General features: G+C 61.3%; 12 protein-coding genes and 1 pseudogene. 8 read left to right on the top strand and 5 right to left on the bottom strand.

Features of this window, described 5'->3' with window-relative positions; translation table 11 throughout:
• The first annotated feature begins 30 nt into the window (after positions 1-30).
• From SINAR_RS0109110 to SINAR_RS0109090, 5 genes are all read left to right on the top strand, one after another.
• On the top strand, positions 31-930 hold the full coding sequence (locus SINAR_RS0109110; protein WP_027998806.1) for a carbohydrate ABC transporter permease: 900 nt from the start codon (positions 31-33) through the stop codon (positions 928-930).
• Positions 927-1799: a carbohydrate ABC transporter permease gene (locus SINAR_RS0109105; RefSeq protein ID WP_050577459.1), complete on the top strand. Its 873-nt coding sequence runs from the start codon at positions 927-929 to the stop codon at positions 1797-1799. Before SINAR_RS0109110 ends, SINAR_RS0109105 begins: the two co-directional genes overlap by 4 nt.
• Before the next feature lie 29 nt (positions 1800-1828).
• Positions 1829-3355: a DUF5060 domain-containing protein gene (locus SINAR_RS0109100; RefSeq protein ID WP_027998804.1), complete on the top strand. Its 1527-nt coding sequence runs from the start codon at positions 1829-1831 to the stop codon at positions 3353-3355.
• Between the two features lie 12 nt (positions 3356-3367).
• Positions 3368-4432 (top strand): ABC transporter ATP-binding protein, encoded by a 1065-nt coding sequence (locus SINAR_RS0109095; protein WP_027998803.1) that lies wholly within the window; start codon positions 3368-3370, stop codon positions 4430-4432.
• Positions 4433-4566: 134 nt separating this feature from the next.
• Complete coding sequence (locus SINAR_RS0109090; protein ID WP_150852014.1) at positions 4567-5079, top strand: hypothetical protein; 513 nt, start codon at positions 4567-4569, stop codon at positions 5077-5079.
• A 377-nt stretch (positions 5080-5456) separates the two neighbouring features.
• On the opposite strand, the gene SINAR_RS0109085 is transcribed toward SINAR_RS0109090, so the two are convergent.
• From SINAR_RS0109085 to SINAR_RS0109060, 5 genes and pseudogenes are all read right to left on the bottom strand, one after another.
• Complete coding sequence (locus SINAR_RS0109085) at positions 5457-6131, bottom strand: phosphoribosyltransferase (RefSeq protein WP_027998801.1); 675 nt, start codon at positions 6129-6131, stop codon at positions 5457-5459.
• 4 nt (positions 6132-6135) lie between these two features.
• Positions 6136-6795 carry a dienelactone hydrolase family protein gene (locus tag SINAR_RS0109080; protein ID WP_027998800.1) on the bottom strand — a complete coding sequence of 220 codons (660 nt, stop codon included), beginning with the start codon at positions 6793-6795 and terminating at the stop codon, positions 6136-6138.
• Between the two features lie 53 nt (positions 6796-6848).
• Positions 6849-7324 (bottom strand): annotated as a pseudogene (locus SINAR_RS01000000133275) (DUF2267 domain-containing protein).
• Positions 7325-7490: 166 nt separating this feature from the next.
• Positions 7491-8138: a BON domain-containing protein gene (locus SINAR_RS1000000134665; RefSeq protein WP_050577458.1), complete on the bottom strand. Its 648-nt coding sequence runs from the start codon at positions 8136-8138 to the stop codon at positions 7491-7493.
• Positions 8139-8265: 127 nt separating this feature from the next.
• On the bottom strand, positions 8266-8460 hold the full coding sequence (locus tag SINAR_RS0109060) for a hypothetical protein (protein ID WP_027998797.1): 195 nt from the start codon (positions 8458-8460) through the stop codon (positions 8266-8268).
• Between the two features lie 622 nt (positions 8461-9082).
• On the opposite strand from SINAR_RS0109060, the gene SINAR_RS0109055 reads away from it, so the two are divergent.
• From SINAR_RS0109055 to SINAR_RS0109045, 3 genes are read left to right on the top strand one after another with little or no spacing between them, the layout of a single operon-like run.
• Complete coding sequence (locus SINAR_RS0109055; RefSeq protein ID WP_050577477.1) at positions 9083-10408, top strand: acetyl-CoA C-acetyltransferase; 1326 nt, start codon at positions 9083-9085, stop codon at positions 10406-10408.
• Positions 10408-12513, top strand: coding sequence for a 3-hydroxyacyl-CoA dehydrogenase NAD-binding domain-containing protein (locus SINAR_RS0109050; RefSeq protein ID WP_027998795.1), 2106 nt, complete (start codon positions 10408-10410; stop codon positions 12511-12513). The genes SINAR_RS0109055 and SINAR_RS0109050 overlap by 1 nt, the downstream gene beginning before the upstream one ends.
• Positions 12510-14390 carry an acetyl-CoA hydrolase/transferase C-terminal domain-containing protein gene (locus SINAR_RS0109045; RefSeq protein WP_027998794.1) on the top strand — a complete coding sequence of 627 codons (1881 nt, stop codon included), beginning with the start codon at positions 12510-12512 and terminating at the stop codon, positions 14388-14390. The genes SINAR_RS0109050 and SINAR_RS0109045 overlap by 4 nt, the downstream gene beginning before the upstream one ends.
• The last annotated feature ends 74 nt before the right edge of the window (positions 14391-14464 follow it).

The following is a 14464-nucleotide window of genomic DNA, read 5'->3' as shown; positions in this document are numbered from 1 at the left end:
GCCCTCTCAAGATCAGTGGAGTTCGACGCGATGCATCTCAGGCAATCGCTTGGCAATGCCCGGGTTCAGGGCTGGGCTTTGCTTGGCCCGGCCGTGGTGATTTACGGCATTTTTGCCCTCTTCCCCCTTCTCGACGTTGTCGTCATGAGCTTCCAGAGATGGAACGGCCTCGACGCCAACCGTGTCTTTGTGGGCTTGGAAAACTACCGCTTCATCTTCGCGTCAGACCCGGTGTTTTGGGTTGCGTTCAAAAACACGGTGATCTGGACAATCCTGTGTCTGATCTTCCCGCCGCTTGTGGGCTTGCTACTGGCGCTTGGTCTGAATCAAAAGCTCTTTGGGCGCGGCGTGTTGCGCGCCACCTACTACCTTCCAGTTATCATTGCTTCCATTGCCGTGGCGACCATGTGGCGATGGATGTACGATCCCTTCTTCGGCCTGTTCTCCCAGTTAATGACCAATATGGGTATGGCCTCGTCAATTCCTGATTGGCTCGGCGACCGCACCATCGCGCTCTACTGCGTGTTTGTCGCTCACCTGTGGCATTCCGTCGGCTTTTCGATGGTGTTGTTCCTGGCCGGCCTGCAAAGCGTTTCGCAGACACTCGTCGAGGCATCCAGGATCGACGGGGCCGGCGGTTGGGGCGTATTCCGATATGTCACGCTGCCGGCGCTCAGGCCCACCATCACCATCGTGTTGGTGCTGTCAGTGATCAATTCTTTGAAGGCATTCGATATCGTTTACGGCCTGACCGGGGGAGGTCCCGCACAGTCGACGCAAATGCTTGCCCTGTGGGCGTTCACCCAAGCCATGCAGATCTTCGACTATGGCCGCGGCGCCGCGATCTCCGTAGTCCTGCTGCTGATCACCGTGGCGATCGTCGTGCCCTATCTGCGCTGGACACAGAAACAGGAGGAGGCCGCCAGATGAGGGTGACCACGGCCGAGGCAAGTGAACCGGACGGAACGACGCGCCGCGTCGATCCGGTCCTCGTCGGATTGTGGATCGCGCTGGTGCTGGTGGCGCTAATTTGGCTGGCTCCTTTCGTGTTCATGATTTTTACCTCGCTCAAGACGAACGAGGCGGTGATGGCAACCGGCGCTTTTACCCCTCCGCCGGAATATGCCTGGCACAATTATACGGAAGCTTGGAGGCGTGGGCGCTTCGACACCACCTTTTCTAACAGCGCCGTCATCGCGCTGATAAAGGTTCCGCTCGGGCTCGCCATTTCCGCCATGGCGGCCTATGCGCTCGCGCGCATGTCGATTCCCTGGGGCAAGGCGCTTCTGCTGGTTGTTCTGTTCGGCACTATGATTCCCTTCCAGGTCATGCTGGCGCCGCTGTTCACTATGGTGAACCGCTTCGACCTGATTGATACCTATCCAGGCATAATCCTGCCTTACATCGCCTTCGGCGTACCCTATCAGGTCTTCATCCTGCACGGTTTCTTTCGGGCAATACCCAAGGAACTCTCCGAGGCCGCGCTCATCGACGGTGCGTCGCATTTCACGATATTTCGACGCATCTTCCTGCCGGTTTCGATCCCGGTCCTGGCGGCGCTGTTCATCCTTGATTTCGTCGCCACATGGAACGAGTTCGCCATGGCCTTGGTGCTGCTCCAGAACCAGAACATGTGGACGCTGCCGCTCGGTTTGATGTCGTTTCAGGGCCAGTTCTCGAACGACTATGGCCAGCTCAATGCTGCGATCGTCATGACCGTGCTGCCGGCGACCATCGTCTACCTCATGTTTCAGCGCTATTTCGTATCGGGCCTGACCTCCGGCGCGGTGAAGGAATAGCTATCCCCCAACCGACCAGAGGATTTCGCATGACCAATGTGCCGACAACCGAAAAATGGGGAATGTTCGAAGCGAGCTTTGACGGTCCTTCGGCTGGAAATCCATATGTCGACGTCGAGCTCGACGCCGTCTTCTCGCAATTCGGCCGCGAGGTGCGCGTGCCGGGCTTCTATGACGGCCAGGGGGCCTACAAGGTGCGCTTCATGCCGGACAGGGAAGGCGAGTGGACCTTCCGGACCCGCTCTACCACGGCTGAACTCGACGGCAGGACTGGTTCCTTCTTGGCGACGCCGCCGTCGAAGGGCAATCACGGGCCGGTATCGGTCAGCAACCGCTACCATTTCGCCTATGCCGACGGGACCCCGTACTTCCCCTTTGGCACGACCTGCTATGCATGGACGCATCAACCGCTGGCGATACAGGCGGAGACGCTGAAGACATTGAAAGAGACACGCTTCAACAAGTTGCGTATGGGCGTTTTTCCCAAGGACTACCCCTACAACACCAACGAGCCCCTGCATCCGATCTATACGCCCGAAGAAAGCGGCAAAGAAGATTTCGACCGGCCCAACCCGGACGCCTTTCGGCATTTCGAAAATCAGGTTGCGGCGCTCGGCACGCTGGGGATCGAAGCGGACATTATCATCTTTCACCCCTACGACCGCTGGGGATACTGCGACATGTCGGCCGAACAGGATTACCGGTATGTCGCGTATCTGACCGCGCGCCTGGCTGCCTACCGCAATGTCTGGTGGTCGCTCGCCAACGAGTACGACTTTCTGCTCGATACCAAACCGATGAGCCGGTGGGATCGCTTCTTCCACATCATCGAGGAAAACGATCCGTACCGTCACCTGAAGTCCATCCACAATGGCGACGTCACGATGAACTACGACCACCGCAAGCCGTGGGTCAGCCACGTCTGCATTCAAAACTGGGACGTCAAGCGCACTTTCGACTGGCGCGAGGATTACGGCAAGCCGGTCGTCAACGATGAGCCGGAATACGAGGGCAATATTATCCAGTCCTGGGGCAACATAACCGCGCAGGAACTAGTACACCGTTTCTGGATCACGGTAATGCGCGGCGGTTATGCCGGCCATGGCGAGACCTACTCGGACGCCGAGGACCTGATCTGGTGGGCCAAGGGCGGGCAGCTGCATGGCGAGGCATGGAAGCGTATCGGTTTCCTGCTCGAGCTCCTCAAGGAGGATGTCCGCAGCGGCCTGAACCCGATCGGCAAGCCGGGCGTGTTCCCGTGGAGTCGCGTCTCCGGCGCAATCGACGGCGACGTGCGCTACATCTACCTGGGCGAGCACCAGCCTGTCGTCTGGTCTACAGGCTTGCCCACGGAGGACGGCGACTATGAGGTAGACCTCATAGACACCTGGCAGATGACGGTGACGCCGGCCAGGAAAATCGCAGCGCCGCAGCCTCATCCAACCCGTCACGGCAGCGAGATCCGCGGCCGAAGGCCGGACGCCGCCTTTGGCGTCGAGCTTCCAGGCAAACCTTACCAGGCGATTCGCGTGCGCAAGAAACCGCAGGCCCGCTGAGAGGATCCGCAAATGTCATCCGTTCAAATCGCAGAGGTGCGCAAGTCCTATGGCTCGATGCAGGTTCTGCACGGCGTAAGCGTCGATATCGAGGACGGCGAATTCGTCATCCTCGTCGGCCCGTCCGGATGCGGGAAGTCGACCTTGCTGCGCATGATTGCCGGTCTGGAATCGATAACCGCAGGCCAGATCAGGATCGGGAATCGGGTGGTCAACGATCTGGCACCAAAGGAGCGTGACATCGCGATGGTGTTCCAGAACTACGCTCTTTACCCGCAAATGACTGTCGAGCAGAACATGGGCTTCGCACTGGAAATGGCCGGTATAAAGAAGCAGGAGATCAAGAAGAAGGTGGATCAGGCCGCCTCCATCCTTGGCCTCGAGCCGCTGCTCGGCCGCAAGCCGGCGCAGCTTTCGGGCGGCCAACGGCAGCGCGTCGCCATGGGTCGGGCGATCGTGCGCGACCCGAAGGTGTTTCTGTTCGATGAACCATTGTCAAACCTAGATGCCAAGCTGCGCGTGGCGATGCGCGCCGAAATCAAGGCGCTACAGAAGCGTCTCAACACCACCACGGTCTATGTCACCCACGATCAGATCGAGGCTATGACCATGGCGGACAAGATCGTCGTCATGCATGGCGGCCAAGTCGAGCAGATCGGCGCGCCCCTCGAACTCTACGACAGGCCGGCGAACCAGTTCGTCGCAGGCTTTCTCGGCTCGCCGGCCATGAACTTCATACCCGGCACACTGCGAAGCGCCGGGGGTCCAAGGCTGGAAATGCTCGATGGCACCTCGATCGCCCTGTCGCGCATGCCAGCCAACGCGGACGGTCGGAAAGTCGTGTTTGGTATTCGGCCGGAGGATATCACGATCGGCGGCAAGGGCGCGCCGGCGAAGCTCATCGTTGTCGAGCCGACGGGCTCCGAAACACTGCTTCAAATCGGTTTCGCGGGACAGGAACTGACCTGCCTGCTGCGCGAACGGAGCGACTATCAACCGGGACAGGATGTTTCGGTGTCGATGGCCGGCACGACGGTGCACTTTTTCGACGCGGATACGGGCATTCGACTCGAGTGACCGGTAGGCGGAGCAATCACCCGGGGACCGCACTGGGTCGCCGCAGGCAGGCGCATTCGAACATCGGCCCCTCGCGAACCCCATTGCAATCATTCCCCTTCAAGTTGTACTACTGCAGCGTAAGGGAGGCGCTGGTGGGGCGGGTGACAATTTCGGAAAAATGGAGTCGCAGCCTATATGTTGTCGAACTCGTCATCTTCGCGCTGATCCCGGCCGTCGCTCTGGCTGCGTGGATAATTTTCGCAGGTCTTGTAGCGCTGTTTGGGCTCCTTTTCTCCATCCCCATGCTGCCGGCCAGCATCTTGTTCGACCTACCACAGACTCCAAAAGGGATGCTGCAATTGCTGGTCCTTTCCGGAGCCATCGCCAGCTTGACTGGGATGGGAGCAACTGCGCTGGTGAAATTCGTGTCCCTTTCGGCAGCGTTCGTAAGGCACGGTGCAGCCGAATTGCGCGAGCACCGAGAGACCTTCTGGCGTGGCCTTGCATTGGCGGCTCTTCCCCTAATTGCCACCAACGCCCTCCTTCCGGGTCTGACAACGGAAATGATCGACGAGAGAGCGTCCCGCATTTTTTCATACGGTTTAACCCTGGGCGTACCTCTTCTCCATCTTTGGGCCGAGATGCACTATCGCCGTAAGACATGACAGCACCCGCTCGATGGCCCGTTGAGGACTCCTCTAGGTACACCTAACTCACTCATCACTTTTCGATCTCAACCATGTTCATCCACACGTCCCAAGCCCCTACGACTTCCCAGTGGGCGTCTGAGAGGCAAAAGAAACATGATTCATCACGGCGTAGCGTTTGCCGCCAATAGCGGTGGTGGCTCGCAGGCACTTTGCTGGTGCTGCTCGTTGGCGCTTACTACTCGTATTTTCACGTGCGAGAGACGACGGCGACGGCGATCCTATGCCTGGTAGCCATCAGCTTCGCCCTGAACTGGGCCGGGGGGTATACCCCTGACCGGACTGCTTGGCTTCGGCTTCTTTGAACTGGGCGGGTCGTGGGCGGGAGTAAGGCGCTAGCGGCTCAAACCCACGCCGCTGCGGGCGTCTCTGAGAAGCCGTATGACCTCCTCGTCGGATGTCTGGTCGAAGTCGAGGTAGTGGAGACCGACGGCCCGGAATGGATCCGGTGTTTGCAGGCAGATGACTTCATCAGCCTCCGTCCTGAGTTCCTTAAGCGCCTCTCTGGGGGCGACGGGAACGGCAAGGATAATCCTGCCGGAGCCGGCTTTGCGCAACGCCCTCAAGACGGCTTTGACGGTGCCGCCCGTCGCGATGCCGTCATCCACGACGATTACTGTGCGTCCCTCGGTCGGCGTGGCGGATCGATTTCCTTGATATGTCTTGCGCCGTCGCTCGATCTCAGCGAGTTGCCGCTGGCTCTCGGTCTCGACGTAGCTGGCTGGAGGATTGACGATGCGCATCGCCTCCTCGTTATAAACGACTTGCGGGTCGCTGCCGTCAACTACGGCGCCGATGCCGTATTCCGGGTGTCCGGGCGCGCCGATCTTGCGCACCAGCATCAGTTCGAGCGGTGCTCGCAATGCTTGGGCTATCTCGAAAGCTACGGGCACGCCGCCGCGCGGCAGGGCCAGGATAAGAGGCTCCGACTGGGTGTACTTCGCCAGAACGCCAGCGAGCTGCCGTCCCGCATCCCTGCGATCCACAAAATTTCGCTGAGAATACACCATGATGTCACGTCCCTCTCGACGTGTTGCCGAGATGGGCCAGGAACCAGTCGGTCGCATGTCGGACCACCTGATCCATCGTGCCCGGCTCCTCGAACAGGTGGCCCGCACCCTCGATAATGATGAGCCGCTTCTTGCAGGTGAGGGCGTCGAAGGCGCGCTCGTTCATGCCGATCACTGGCCCATCGAGACTTCCGACGAGGAGGAGGGTGGGCGCACGAACCTCCGGCAGGACGCTTAGGGCCAGATCGGGCCGGCCGCCGCGGGACACTACCGCCCCCACGTCCGGCTCGGCGTAAGCTGCCTGCAAGGCCGCGCCAGCACCGGTGCTCGCGCCAAAGTAGCCGACCCGGAGATGCTGCACCGCGGAGATTTCGGCAATCCAACGCTTGGCCGCCGTCAGCCGACTGGCGAGGAGAGCTATGTCGAAGACATTGCGGCGGTCCTGTTCCTCGTCCGGTCTCAGGAGATCAACGAGGAGCGTCGCCAACCCCGCTTTCCTCAGCGCCGCCGCAACGCGATTGTTGCGAGGACTGAAGCGTCCGCTTCCGCTGCCATGCGCAAAGATCACTAGGCCACTCGCGTCTGAGGGGACGCCGAGAAAGGCCTCGATACCAGGAGGTCCGATTCTGACAGACTCGACGTCATCAGGAGTGGAGAAGGCCATTAGCTTGCCCTCACAGCCGCAGTACGCGCGTCTGCGGCGTTTCGTTGCTACATTTACTCGGCCCCGCCACGATCCGATGTTCCCCTGCCGGGGGCATCGTCCAGGGCGCTCTCTGGCCAGAGCTGCCGCACGTCCTCCTTCAGAGAAGACCGCACCTTTTCCAACTGGCCACGGTCCACGTGTCGTGAGAGGACGTGGAAGACCACCTTCGTCGCATCGCGTGCATTGACCGGGCGGATGTTTTCGAGCTTGGCGCCCACCTGCTGGAGAAATTCGTCGAACGAGCCTTGTCCGGCTGATGTCCAGGCTGCCATTGTTCGTAATAGGTGCCACGCACCAGAACGGGGAGCTGCGATGCAAGATGGGCCGAGAGGTCTATCGGCAGACGGTCACGGAGGGGGCGCAGCACCGCGTTCAACACATGCCAAGCTACTTGCCGATCAGGGCCGAGCTCGGCCATTATTTCATCCAACCAGGTATTGGTAATTTGAAGCGTCTTGTCGAAGACATCGAGTCCGGTTGTGCTCATCGCTGACCTCCTCGTTCCTGACAGCTGCGTTGGAGATCTCCTACTCCAATCGCCGCGGACGTCGAATGTTCCCCTGTTGCAGCGATGTTGAATCAATGAACGGCTATGGCACTCGCCGATTCATTCCCAGGCATACTTGGCCTAGGGCACACTTGGCTTGTGAGCCTTAGAACATCGTCGGGGGATTGCCTCCGCCACCGGGCGAGCTATCCGGCGTCCTGGTGTTGCGTCCGGCACCCACGAGAACACCGGCTTTGCGCTGGAGTCGCAGATTGTTCTGGACGTGCTTCACTCCGGAGATAGATTCGGTGATGTCCTCAGCGCGGTGCTTGACCGGCCGACTCATGACCGTGCCGGAAAGCGTGACCTCTCCGTTCTCGACCGTCACCTCGATGTTCGACGCGTCGATGTGCGGATCGTCCGTCAGGCGATCGCTCACATCTTCGCGAATGCGCTGATCAGAACGGGTATAATTGCGAGGCCCGCGCCTTCGATGACACCCCTGTTCGGGAAACACTTGCCGGACATCCGAGTAGCGATTCTCCCAGTCATAGCGGCTTCCGACTACGTCGCGGTAGTCCAGGGCCGCGCCGCCTGTGCCATAACCGCCGCTTGAGCTGCCGCCGTAGCGCACACCCGTGCCGCCGTAATCGTTCCAGTTTTCGTCGTCGCCAAATGTCCGATCCGGTATGCGGTCCGCCGGACGGGCACCCCGCGTAACAGGCCTGCCCGAACGCTCATTCACGTAGTCGCCACGGTCAGGATAGCGGGAGCGCCCATCGTTGCGGTAAGAGTCGCGAATTGCTATGGCCAATCTCCTCGTCGGGATGCCGAGGCGAGGCCTCGCCGTTTTCAGGGAAACGGTCGGTGAGGGTCCTTGTTTCGCGAGTGCTCAGCGCCTGCCGGGGTGTTGAGCCCGGCGGTAGCCAACGACATGACCATCAAGCCACGGCAATCGGACCTCCGATCATCGCCGATGCTCCAATGAACTTTCGTTTCTCATCCTCGATGATGCCGAATCGTTGCAACAAGGCAGATTTCGCAATGAACTCCAGCTGCTCTGCGATCTGTTGCGCCGGCGCGGTTGGCAGTCGGAGATGGGCTGTCCCGGGGAGCTTCGCTGCGACGGCCAGCAACTGCTGCTCAAGGGACAGGCGGTGAGCTTCATCGTCAACCGCTCGACCGATTTCTTCTGGCAGTCCGAGGACTTTTCCGCTCTCCGGGCGGCCTATCGCGCGGGTCGTGTTACGTCGCGCCCAATCCGTTTACCTATGCCACGCGAAGCGACAAACGGCTGTTGGAATGGCTATCGCTGCCGCATTGGGACAAAGAGTTGGGAATAGAGCCCCGGGAGCGTCAAATCCTGAGCGACCAGTACCGGAGACGCATCTGATCCGCACCGAAAACGTGGAAGCGCTGGCGCAAAGAAAGCAGGAATTTGTGTTCAAGCCCCTGCACGGCTTCGCCGGGCGCGGGCTACTGGGCAGCGCCGCGGTCTTGCCCCGGCGCACGTGTCGCCGGTCCTGTTGCCACGCGAAATCGTGTGAATGGCGGCTGCGGAACCGATTCCCGGCTTTGAACGTTTGACCTTGACGCGAACCCGTGCGGCTGACGCGTGATTTTCTTATGCTTTCCTGGAGAAAATCCGGTTTCGACGTCCCGCCGTCTAGTGGGAGCCAAGCGATGGCCCAGCCGCCGAACTCCGCTGCAGCGACGACCCCGCGTCGCACGGCGAAGGCGGCCACTCCCGGGGTACCGATGGCCGGCAGATCCCGATCTCCCAATCGGACCGCCGCGATTTCTGCTCGCCCCGTTTACCTGGTGGATGGGGCGCGCACGCCTTTTCTGCGGGCGCGCAACAAGCCGGGACCGTTCACGCCGGTCGATCTTGCCGTTCAATGTGGACGGCCGCTTCTCATGCGCCAGCCTTTCTCTCCGGATGAATTCGACACCGTCGTTCTCGGCTGCGTCAATGTGATCGCCGACGAGATGAACCCGGCGCGCGTGGCCTCCCTCAGGCTCGGCATGGGGGCGGCAATGACGGCCGTTACCGTCCAGATCAATTGCGGCTCGGGCATGCAGTCGATCGACATAGCCTTCCGTGCGATCGAAGCTGGCAGGGCCGATCTCATTCTCGCTGGCGGAACGGAGGCGCTGTCCCATGCACCTCTGGTGCTTCGCCAGCAAGCGGCCGAATGGTTCGGCGGCCGTGCAGCGGCGAAGACACCTTGGGAAAAAGCCACTGCCTTGGCGGGATTGAGACCGGAGATGGCGAAGCCTGTGGTCGGACTCGAACGCGGACTTACTGATCCGATCACCGATCTCAATATGGGTCAAACGGCGGAAGTGATCGGCCATCTGTTCGGCATCACGCGGGAAGCTGCCGATGCCTATGCCCTGGAAAGCCATCAACGCCTGGCGCGCGCGCAGAACAATGGCGTCTTCGCGGGCGAGGTCATCCCGGCGATCTCCCGCCACGGCGTGCTCTACGATCATGACGACGGCGTGCGGCCGGACACGTCGATGGACAAGCTCGCGAAGTTGGAGGCGGTTTTCGAAAAACCCCACGGCAACGTCACCGCCGGCAATTCCTCCCAGATCACCGATGGCGCCTGCTGGGTCGTCCTCGCATCGGAAGAGGCGATGAACAGGCACCAGATTACGCCGCTCGCCCGCATCGTCGACAGTGAATGGTCGGCGCTCGATCCCTCGATCATGGGGCTTGCCCCGACATTGTGTTCGACTGAAATCATGAAACGCAGGAAGCTTTCCCGGGAGGATGTCGATCTCTGGGAACTCAACGAAGCCTTCGCTTCGCAGGTGCTTGCCTGCATCGCCGCCTGGGAGGATCAGGAATATTGCCGCGACGTGCTCGGTCTCGACGGCGTCTTCGGGCACATCGAACGCGACCGGCTCAACGTGGACGGAGGGGCGATCAGCCTCGGGCATCCGGTCGGCACGAGCGGAACCCGCCTCGTGCTTCATCTCGTCAACGCGATCCGCCGGCTTGACCTGAAGCGCGGCATAGCCACCGAGTGCATCGGCGGCGGGCAAGGCGGCGCCATGCTCCTGGAGGCTGCCTGATGCCGGCCGGAAACACCTCGGTTTGGGAAACGCTCGCCCGCCGCGATAAAGAGTTCGGGCCGGGAACCGCCTTGAAGGTTTTCACGCATTGGCGGCTGAGCAAGGGACCGGACGATATCGCCTGGCTGGTGCTCGACAGAGCCAACGAAAGCGCGAATACCATCTCGGAAGCAGTCATCGCTGAACTCGACACGGTGCTTGTCGAGATAGAGGGCATCGGCGCCAAGGGCCTCGTCATCCGCTCGGCCAAAAGGGGCGGCTTTATCGCGGGCGCTGACATCCGCGACTTCAAAGGCGTGACCGAGGTGCGCGAGGTGGAAAAGCGCACGCGGTGGGCGCACGGGATCATCGACCGGTTGGCGGCGCTCGCGATACCGACCGTGGCGGTGATCCATGGCTATTGCCTCGGCGGCGGCCTGGAAATCGCACTCGCCTGCAAATACCGCATTGCCTTGAGTGACGCGAAACTGGGCTTTCCCGAGATAAGGCTCGGCCTGCATCCCGGGCTCGGCGGGACGTTCCGGCTGACGGCGCTGATCGATCCGGTCCAGGCGATGACGATGATGCTGACGGGAAAGACCGTGCACGCGAAGAAAGCGAAGGCGCTCGGTCTCGTCGACGCGGTTGTCGAGGAACGCCATGTCGAGAATGCAGTGGGCGCCGCCGTCGCTGGCCAGATGAAGACGGATCGCGGCAGCTGGAAATCGGGACTGCTCGGCCTCGCGCCGGCTCGCCGGCTCGCCGCCCGCCGGTTTCGTGCCGAGGCGGAAAAACGAGCACCGAAGCAGCACTATCCGGCACCTTACCGTCTCATCGATCTCTGGGAGGAGCATGGCGGCGATGCCAAGGCAATGCAAGGAGCCGAGATCACCTCCTTCTCCGAACTGCTTGTGAGCGAGACGGCGCAGAACCTCATGCGGGTCTTCTTCCTGCGCGAAAAGCTGAAGGACGCCGCCAAGGCCGAAAGCGGCATTCGTCACGTCCACGTTATCGGAGCGGGCACGATGGGCGGCGATATCGCCGTCTGGTGCGCGGCGCGGGGACTGCATGTCACGCTTGCCGATGTCGACCACGACACCCTCGCCAAGGCGATTGGCCGCGCCGCGGAGTTCTGCGACGAGAAACTTCATTCGAGCATCGAGCGGCGCGACGCCCTCGACCGCCTGGTTCCCGATTTCGAGGGAGCAGGCGTCGCCAAGGCGGATCTCGTCATCGAGGCGGTCGTGGAGAAGACGGACGTCAAGCGCAAGGTGTTCGACGGCCTCGCGCCGAAATTGAAGGAGGACGCCATCCTCGCCACCAATACGTCGAGCATTCCGCTCGAGGTGCTGCGCGAGGGCCTGGCCTTTCCGGATCGCCTGGTCGGGCTGCATTTCTTTAACCCGGTCGCCAAGATGGAGTTCATCGAGGTTGTCGCCCACGACAAGGCGAGCCCGGCAACGCTCGACAGGGTGCACGGCTTCTGCGGCACTATCGACCGGTTGCCCGCCGGAGTGAAAAGCGCGCCCGGCTTTCTCGTCAACCGTGCCCTGACGGCATATCTCACCGAGGCTTTCGTGATGATCGACGAGGGAACGCCCAAGGAGACCATCGACCGGGCGGCGGAGGATTTCGGGATGCCGATGGGCCCGATAGAGCTCGCCGACCGTGTCGGGCTCGACATCGGTCTCGATGTCGTCCGGATGCTCAAGGACAAGCTCGACGACCCCATTCCTGACATTCCGGCCTGGCTCGAAGCGAAGGTTGAAAACGGCGAAACCGGCCGAAAGGCGGGCAAGGGACTCTACGTCTATGACGACAAGGGCAAGCCGAAAAAGTCGTCCGAGGCACCCGCACCCGGACAGGAGATGGCAGACCGTCTCCTTCTGCCCATGCTCAACACCTGCGTACGCTGTCTGCGCGAGGGTATTGTCAAGGATGACGAGACGCTCGATGCCGCGATGATCTTCGCGACCGGTTTCGCGCCGTTCCGCGGCGGACCGATGCACTATGCGCGCAGTCGCGGTGCGGCGGACATTGTTGAGACGCTCAAGCGGTTCCAACAGCGGCACGGGTCGCGGTTTGCTCCCGACAAGGGCTGGGAGGCATTGAGCGGAGAACCGTGACGGGCAAGCCAGACCAGCATCAACAGGCCGAAAGCATCGCCGACCGCATCATCGAGCGCCTTGACGGGCGCATCGTTCTCGGGCTTCCGCTTGGATTGGGCAAAGCCAATCTCATCACCAATGCGTTGTTCGAACGGGCGATCAAGGACAGGGCGATCAATCTGGAGATATTGACGGCGCTGACGCTGGAAAAGCCTTCCTGGTCGAGCGACATGGAACGCCGCTTCGTCGAGCCGCTGGTTGAACGGCTATACTCGGGCTGTCCGGATATCGCGTACGCCAAGGCGCTGCGCGAAGGCAAGCTGCCGGAAAACGTTCGCGTCAGCGAATTCTTTTTCGTCGCCGGTCGCTGGCTCGCGATCAAGATCGCCCAACAGAACTACGTCTCGGCCAATTACACCCATGTCGGCCGCTACCTCATCGACCGCGGCATCAACGTGCTCGCGCAACTTGTGGCAAAGCGCGGCGACGGCGCGGACGCCGAGTACAGCGTGTCCTGCAATGCCGACATCACGCTCGATATTCTGCCGAAGATAAAGGCGCGGCGGGAGCCGTTTCTGCTTGTGGGCGAAGTCAGCTCGCAATTGCCCTTCATGCCGGGCGAGGCGGTGCTCCCGGCCGGCGAATTCGATCTCATTCTCGACGGACTCGATCGCGATCGGCCGCTCTTCGTCGTGCCGAGGGAGCCGGTATCGATGGCCGACCACGCCATCGGCATTCAGGCGGCAAGCCTGGTGAAGGATGGCGGAACCCTGCAGATCGGCATCGGCTCGCTCGGCGATGCGCTGACGGCCGGTCTGATCCTCCGGCAGCGGCGGCCCGAGCTTTTCGCCGACGCGCTGCATCGCCTCTCTCCGCACAACGAGGCTGAAAAGCGGGAGACTGGAGCCTTCAAGACCGGCCTCTACGCCGCCAGCGAAATGTTCGTCGACGGCTTCATGGATCTGTACCGGGAACGCATTCTCAAGCGCCGTGCCTCCGACGGGGCAATCCTGCATTCCGGTTTCTTTGTCGGTAGCACCGCGTTCCACCGGTTTCTCCGCGACCTGCCGGAGGAGGAGCGTGCGCTTTTCCAGATGCGGGGCATTTCCTTCGTCAATGAACTTTACGGCGACGAGGAGCAAAAGCGCGCCGATCGGGTGAATGCGTGCTTCGTCAACAACGCGATGATGGTGACGCTCATGGGTGCAACCGTTTCGGACGCGCTCGCGGACGGCCGCGTTGTCTCAGGTGTCGGCGGGCAGTACAACTTCGCCGCCCAGGCCTTCGCGCTCCAAGACGGGCGCTCCATTATCACACTCAACGCGGCACGCCAGGCGCGCGGGCGCCGTGAATCACGCCTCGTCTGGTCCTACGGCCACACGACACTGCCGCGCCACCTGCGCGACGTCGTCGTGACCGAATACGGCGTTGCTGATCTGCGCGGAAAATCCGATCGTGACTGCATCGCAGCCATGCTGGCGATCACCGATTCGGCCTTTCAGGACGAACTCCTCGAAACGGCGAAATGCGCCGGCAAGATCGAGAAGGATTTCAGCATTCCGTCGGCATCCCGCCATAATACGCCCGCCCGCATAGCCGAAGCGCTTCTCCCACTGCGCAAGCAAGATTGGTGCGCCCCGTTTCCATTCGACACGGAGTTTTCAGAGGAGGAGCAGCACCTGGTCCCGGCACTGCGACATCTGAAGCATACAAGTGCCTCGAAGCGGTTGCTCGCGCACGCGGTACTTGCGTCTTTGAGCGAAGGTCAGCCCGACCAGGAGGAGCGCGCGGCACTCGAAAGAATGCGGCTTTTAGCCCCAGCGGACCTGCGCGAAAGGTTCTATGCAAAGCTGCTTCTCTGGGCGCTCAGGCGCGGCTACCGCATGTCTCCTTAAATCGATCTCAATTTAAAAGAGACATGCAGCAACTCAAAGTGCTACAGCGACCTTTGCGCGTCTGATAAGACGCC

The organism is Sinorhizobium arboris LMG 14919, from assembly GCF_000427465.1.
In the GTDB taxonomy this organism is placed as follows: domain Bacteria; phylum Pseudomonadota; class Alphaproteobacteria; order Rhizobiales; family Rhizobiaceae; genus Sinorhizobium; species Sinorhizobium arboris.
Note: the sequence above shows the minus strand (reverse complement) of the source record. Positions and strands in the feature narration are given on the sequence as shown.

Coding starts and splice junctions, on each gene's coding strand:
- SINAR_RS0109110 (WP_027998806.1), top strand. CDS start 31: ATGCATCTCAGGCAATCGCTTGGCAATGCCCGGGTTCAGGGCTGGGCT.
- SINAR_RS0109105 (WP_050577459.1), top strand. CDS start 927: ATGAGGGTGACCACGGCCGAGGCAAGTGAACCGGACGGAACGACGCGC.
- SINAR_RS0109100 (WP_027998804.1), top strand. CDS start 1,829: ATGACCAATGTGCCGACAACCGAAAAATGGGGAATGTTCGAAGCGAGC.
- SINAR_RS0109095 (WP_027998803.1), top strand. CDS start 3,368: ATGTCATCCGTTCAAATCGCAGAGGTGCGCAAGTCCTATGGCTCGATG.
- SINAR_RS0109085 (WP_027998801.1), bottom strand. CDS start 6,131: ATGGTGTATTCTCAGCGAAATTTTGTGGATCGCAGGGATGCGGGACGG.
- SINAR_RS0109080 (WP_027998800.1), bottom strand. CDS start 6,795: ATGGCCTTCTCCACTCCTGATGACGTCGAGTCTGTCAGAATCGGACCT.
- SINAR_RS0109055 (WP_050577477.1), top strand. CDS start 9,083: ATGGCCGGCAGATCCCGATCTCCCAATCGGACCGCCGCGATTTCTGCT.
- SINAR_RS0109050 (WP_027998795.1), top strand. CDS start 10,408: ATGCCGGCCGGAAACACCTCGGTTTGGGAAACGCTCGCCCGCCGCGAT.